Annotated in this window: 2 protein-coding genes; one reads left to right on the forward strand and one right to left on the reverse strand. The window is 54.7% G+C overall.

Annotation, left to right across the window (positions count from 1 at the left end; genetic code table 11):
• Positions 1-125 precede the first annotated feature (125 nt).
• A complete protein-coding gene (locus tag ACFMPD_RS17245; RefSeq protein WP_380997193.1) occupies positions 126-467 on the reverse strand; it encodes a zinc ribbon domain-containing protein YjdM in 342 nt (113 codons plus the stop codon).
• A gap of 669 nt (positions 468-1,136) precedes the next feature.
• On the opposite strand from ACFMPD_RS17245, the gene ACFMPD_RS17250 reads away from it, so the two are divergent.
• A complete protein-coding gene (locus tag ACFMPD_RS17250; RefSeq protein WP_380997196.1) occupies positions 1,137-5,249 on the forward strand; it encodes a helix-turn-helix transcriptional regulator in 4,113 nt (1,370 codons plus the stop codon).
• Positions 5,250-5,370: the final 121 nt, after the last annotated feature.

Here is a 5,370-nt window from a genome sequence, read left to right on the forward strand (position 1 = left end):
ACGAGGAAACGGGTCGCAGGTCACGTGCAATTAGCTCACCAACCGGCAAGGGCCGATCCGCGGGCAACACTGCCGATCATACTGGATGTTCGGGCGCGGTCCGGGTTAACCGATCTTCCGATGCATTATTCGGAGACCTTCTTCACGAACTGCGACTTCAGGCCCATCTGCCCGAACCCGGGCACCTTGCAATCAATGTCGTGATCGCCATCGACCAATCGAATACCACGCACTTTGGTCCCGACCTTGATCGACGACGAAGATCCCTTGACCTTCAGGTCCTTGATCACCGTTACCGTGTCGCCGTCAGCCAGCACATTGCCCACGCTGTCGCGCACGTCGCTGGCGCCTTCCGCGTCCGCACCGGCTGCCCATTCATGCCCGCATTCCGGACAGGCCAGCAGGGCACCCGTCTCATATGTGTAGGTCGAGGAACATTCGGGGCACTGTGGCAAACTATCTGACATGCGCCCGCCTATAGCGCGAGGATAGCGGGCGAACCAGAAGTTTCGGTGCACCGAGGCAAGCCTAAAATGACCGCTGGCAGCCCCAAGCGGCCCCATGCCTGGCGACCAGCCTGGCGGGCCAGCACATGCAGGTCGGGCGGAAAGCCGACCTACGCTGCAGGCGCGTAATCGCAGGGCACCCCCTTAAAGAGCTGACATTCACTTCAGTATAACCGCCTAATACTTTGGAATGCTCGAAAGGAAGTTGGAGCCGATACTCGTTGTTCAAATCACCCAAATTTCAGGTTCGAGCAACGTCAAGCGTCGGATGTTGGGTTCGAACCATCAGTTGGCGAGATGGTCAAACTTCAGCGCTGTCGCCCAATCAACAAAGTAATCTGTCTCGCCAATTTGCTCGGGATCCTATTGTTAGATTTTTGCTTGCAGATGAAGGCAAAAAGTACAACCGCAAGAAGAAAGGAGTCCAAGCCCTGACCGTTGACAAAGCCGAACGTCAATTCTGCTTCGGAAATCAGCTCTATCCAAGTCATCGCTACCCTCCGGCTGGTGGACACTCGAGTCTAGGCCAACCAGAACCGCCTCCCTATCGGTCAGCTCAAAAAGTCGGATTATCACTTGTAGCGTGTAGCGCTACAATAACTATCAAATCAGCAATGTGGATGGCAGGTCATGACTCTCGGACGCAACGGCAAGAAAACGTCGAAGCATATTGGGGAACACATTCGCAGAAAGGTCATTCCAGACGGAATGAGCGTAACCAGAGCCGCAAAGCTCTTGGGGGTTGGCCGCCCAGCTTTATCGAATCTTCTGAACGGAAATGCTTCGCTATCACCAGAAATGGCGCTGCGGTTGGAGCGGGCATTTTCGTCCACGTCAAACGCGGAGGACCTTCTGCGGAGACAAGCATCTTTGGAAGCGCTTGATGCCGACGCCCAAGTGAAGGCGGAGACGACCAAGTCATTCGTGCCAACCTTTCTCAACATCACGTCAACTGACATCGAAGACTGGGGCAAGGGTCGGGTAGCGCCCCGGAGCAGACTGGCTGTCTTTTTACGGCGACTGGTGAACTCGACAGTCAAAGACGTTTCCCAGATCGATTTCCCCGCCAATGATGACAGCGAGCGTTCCGGTTGGGATGGCACAACCGACATTCCATCCGGCAACCCTTGGGTTCCAAGCGGCAAATCTGGCTGGGAATTCGGTACCAACAAAGAGCCAAAGCCAAAGGCAGACAAAGACTACAAAAAAAGCCTCAAGCTCTCGGAAGAGGAGCGCGTGCAGACGACATTCGTGTTCGTCACAACTATGCGTTGGCCTGGCAAGAAAGATTGGGTTGCTCAACGACAAGCCGAACAGAATTGGAAGGATGTAAGGGCGCTCGATGCAAGTGATCTGGAGCAGTGGTTGGAGCAATCCATACCTGCGCAGGTCTGGTTCTCTAACGAGACGCATACACCATCCAGAGGCACGTCAACGATAAGGTCGTATTGGAAGACGTGGTCCGCCGATTGCGAACCAGCATTGGTTCATTCGCTGTTTTCTGAAGCTCTCAAGGGCGATGCCGCCCAAAAGATCGCAAAAAAACTCAAGGCAAATGAGACTGTGACGATCTCGGCAGATTCCCGCGGTGAGGGTTTGGCCTTTCTTGATGCTGCTTTTGCCTCGGATGCAGCTCTAGGGGAGCTGAGGGACCGTATGGTGCTCTTTAGTGAACCCGCTGTCCTACCAGCCCTGACTGCTCGAAATGCAAAGATCATCCCGGTGGTGGCATCCCCGGAGATAGAGCAAGAACTAGCTCAGCATCGAGGGAGCGTTCCGAGCATCATTGTCCAGCCCAAGAACATTAGCAGCCTCAATCCCGACGTGTCCCTTGGCACACTAAGCTACGATGCCTTCAATGACGCCCTGTCCGAAATGGGGTTCGATCGAGACGAGATTGACCGGCTCAGTCACGAGTCGGGGCGATCGGTTACCGTGCTGCGCCGTAGACTCTCCAGAACTGAAGCCATACGAATCCCGAGCTGGAGCACGGATTCCAGATATTCTCGGTTCTTGGTCCCTGTGGCGTTTGCAGGGAGTTGGGACTCTCGATCCAAGACGGATCGAGACGTCCTACAGCTGATTGGCTCCAAAGATGACTATGATGAAATAGAGAGCGGGCAGCTCGAACTGCTGGACTTAGAGGACACACCGGTTTGGAGCGTAGGCGCGTACCGTGGTGTCGTCTCAAAGATAGACGCCCTGTTTGCCATACGAAAGCAGATTTCTCAGTCCGACATCGAGCGGTTCTTGGAGGTCTCCGAGCTCGTCCTGAGCGAAGATGACCCAGCTCTGGACTTGCCAGAGGATGAGCGCTGGATGGCAAACATCCACGGGAAGAAAAGAGAAATCTCAGGTCCCTTGCGCGAGGGCATTTCAGAGACTCTGGTCCTTTTGGCTGTATACGGTCGTGAGCTGTTCCAAGATCGGCTTGGTTTCGAACCATCGCACCGCGTTTCTGGGCTGGTCCGAAAACTACTGACGCCACTGACCGGTCGAACACTTGAAGCACACTCACACGACCTTCCGATGTACGCCGAGGCTGCTCCAGACGAGTTCTTAAGCATACTGGAAGATGATCTCGCCGAGGAGAATCCTGTCGTTCTTGAGTTGGTACGTCCAACTGGCGGGGGACTATGGGGCTCAAGCCCCAGAACTGGTCTACTCTGGGCGTTGGAAAATATCGCGTGGGCGCCAGAGAGGCTGGTAAGGGTTGTCGACGTGCTGGCCAGGCTTTCGCAGAAAAAGCTGGATGACAACCTGGTGAACAAACCGATCAACTCACTTGGTTCCCTCTTTAGATACTGGTATCCGCAGACCGCAGCCCCGATCGAAGGTCGCGTGTCTGCCTTAGAATACCTCGTCAAACAGTATCCCGAGATTGCGTGGAAAATCTGCGTGGATCAATTCGATCCTGGGCATAGCTGGGCAAGTCCAAACCATAAACCGCGGTGGCGACCCGACGCTCAGGGCTTTGGCAACGGTGCTACGGGCCACGAGCGATACACCATGTCCCGAAAGGCCCTTGATCTGGCTCTAGATTGGGCTTCCTACAACGAAAAGACGCTCAGCGACCTAATTCGGTGTGTCAGCTCGTTCTTGGTCGAAGACCAAGAAGCGGTGTGGAAACTCGTGGATAAATGGGCTCTATCGGCCACGGAGGCTGAAAAGGCCGCTCTGCGTGAAACCGTGCGCCGATACACGATGACCCGGCGGACAAAGAGGCAGAGAGACGAGGCTAATGAGGAAAAAGACACTACCAAATCGCTCGAGGCTGCGAAGCGTGCATATGATGCACTCCAACCCAACGACCTCGTACAAAGACATTCTTGGTTATTCTTGACCAACTGGGTCGAGTGGTCTGCGGATGAGCTAGATGGCGATGAAGAGGACATAATCGGCGAAACTCGGGATGCTCGAATTTCGGAGGCGCGCCGCGCCGCCACAGACGAAATCTACAAGTCCGAGGGTGCTTCCGGTTTGGTTCGGCTGGCACGGGTTGGCGAGGGTGGCTTCCAGGTCGGGTGGTTCGCTGCCGAGATACTTGCTTCGATAGAGGAGCGGCTGAGCCTGATATATAAAGTCATGACAGATGGCCCAGATGAGCTGTCGCATCAGGATCGTGGGTTATTGTCGGGTTTACTACACCGAACTCACCAACTCGGGAGCATGATCGAGATTCTAGGCTTACTGAAGGACCAGCCCGATCCCCAACAACTTCCGCCACTCCTGCGGCTGACACCATTCGGAAGCCAAACTTGGGAATTCATCGAAACGCTCGGCAACAATGCCAGCACGGAATACTGGCAAAAGGTCAATCCCGGTTTCTTGCGAGAGTCACCGCGAGAATTGAACTACGCTGTTGATCGCCTGCTCGAAGTTGGTCGGCCACGCGCGACATTTGAGTTGATCAGGTTTGAACTCTCCGCAATCCCTCCAAGAACGATTTATCGCATACTGAGTCAGGCCGCCGTATCATCGGAGGATTTCAGAGCGAACCACATGGAAGGCTACGCCATAAAGGAGGCTCTGAAACACCTGAACAAGACTGGCGAAATTGGTGTCTCAGAGATGGCAACGCTGGAATTTCGGTATCTGGCGTTGCTAGAGAGGGAAGAAGGTTCCATCCCGAACCTTGAGCAGCAAATAAACGACAACCCTGAAATGTTCGCCCAGGCGGTCGCATTTGTGTTCAAGCGGTCTGATGATGCAGATGATCCTGACACTTTCAGGACTGGGGATCAGGAGCTGATAAAGGCCAGAGCCGAACAAGCCTACAAACTGCTTGATCGCCTGCACAAGTTGCCTGGCCGAGATGAAAATGGTGAATTAAAGGCAGCGAACCTAATTGAGTGGATAAAGGCCGCGCAACGGTTCCTTAAGGATTGGGCGCGTGTAGAAGTAGGTGACGGCCAAATAGGACAACTTCTGGCGAAGGCTCCGACCGGCGCTGACGACGTATGGCCCTGTGAGCCAGTTCGCGACGCACTGGAACAAACCGTCAACCGCAGAATGAGCGAAGGATTCCGCATTGGAAAATTCAACCAGCGCGGAGCGCACCGGCGTGGTGAGGGTGGCAACCAAGAACGGGAGTTAGCAGCGCAATATGAGACTTGGGCTGCTGCGATGGAGTTCACCCATCCAAAAGTGGCCAAAGTCCTCCGAAAAATGCGCGATGGCTACCTTGCCGACGCCGAGCGGGAGGACACCGAAGCCAACATACGAAAGAGACTGCGACACTAGTCAAATCTGTTCGTAGAATACCGCATCCAATGGTGCTCAGCTACCCTGACGAGCCCAACACCTTGCGCGCGCAGAGAATGTCCGGAAAACGAGTTGCTACGTAAGCGTCCGGTCTGACCGC

The sequence above is a fragment of the Sedimentitalea sediminis genome (assembly GCF_042687825.1).
Lineage (GTDB): Bacteria > Pseudomonadota > Alphaproteobacteria > Rhodobacterales > Rhodobacteraceae > Sedimentitalea.

What these genes read in the sequence shown, in the direction of transcription:
- ACFMPD_RS17245 (WP_380997193.1), bottom strand. Translation starts at nt 467, where the DNA reads ATGTCAGATAGTTTGCCACAGTGCCCCGAATGTTCCTCGACCTACACA.
- ACFMPD_RS17250 (WP_380997196.1), top strand. Translation starts at nt 1,137, where the DNA reads ATGACTCTCGGACGCAACGGCAAGAAAACGTCGAAGCATATTGGGGAA.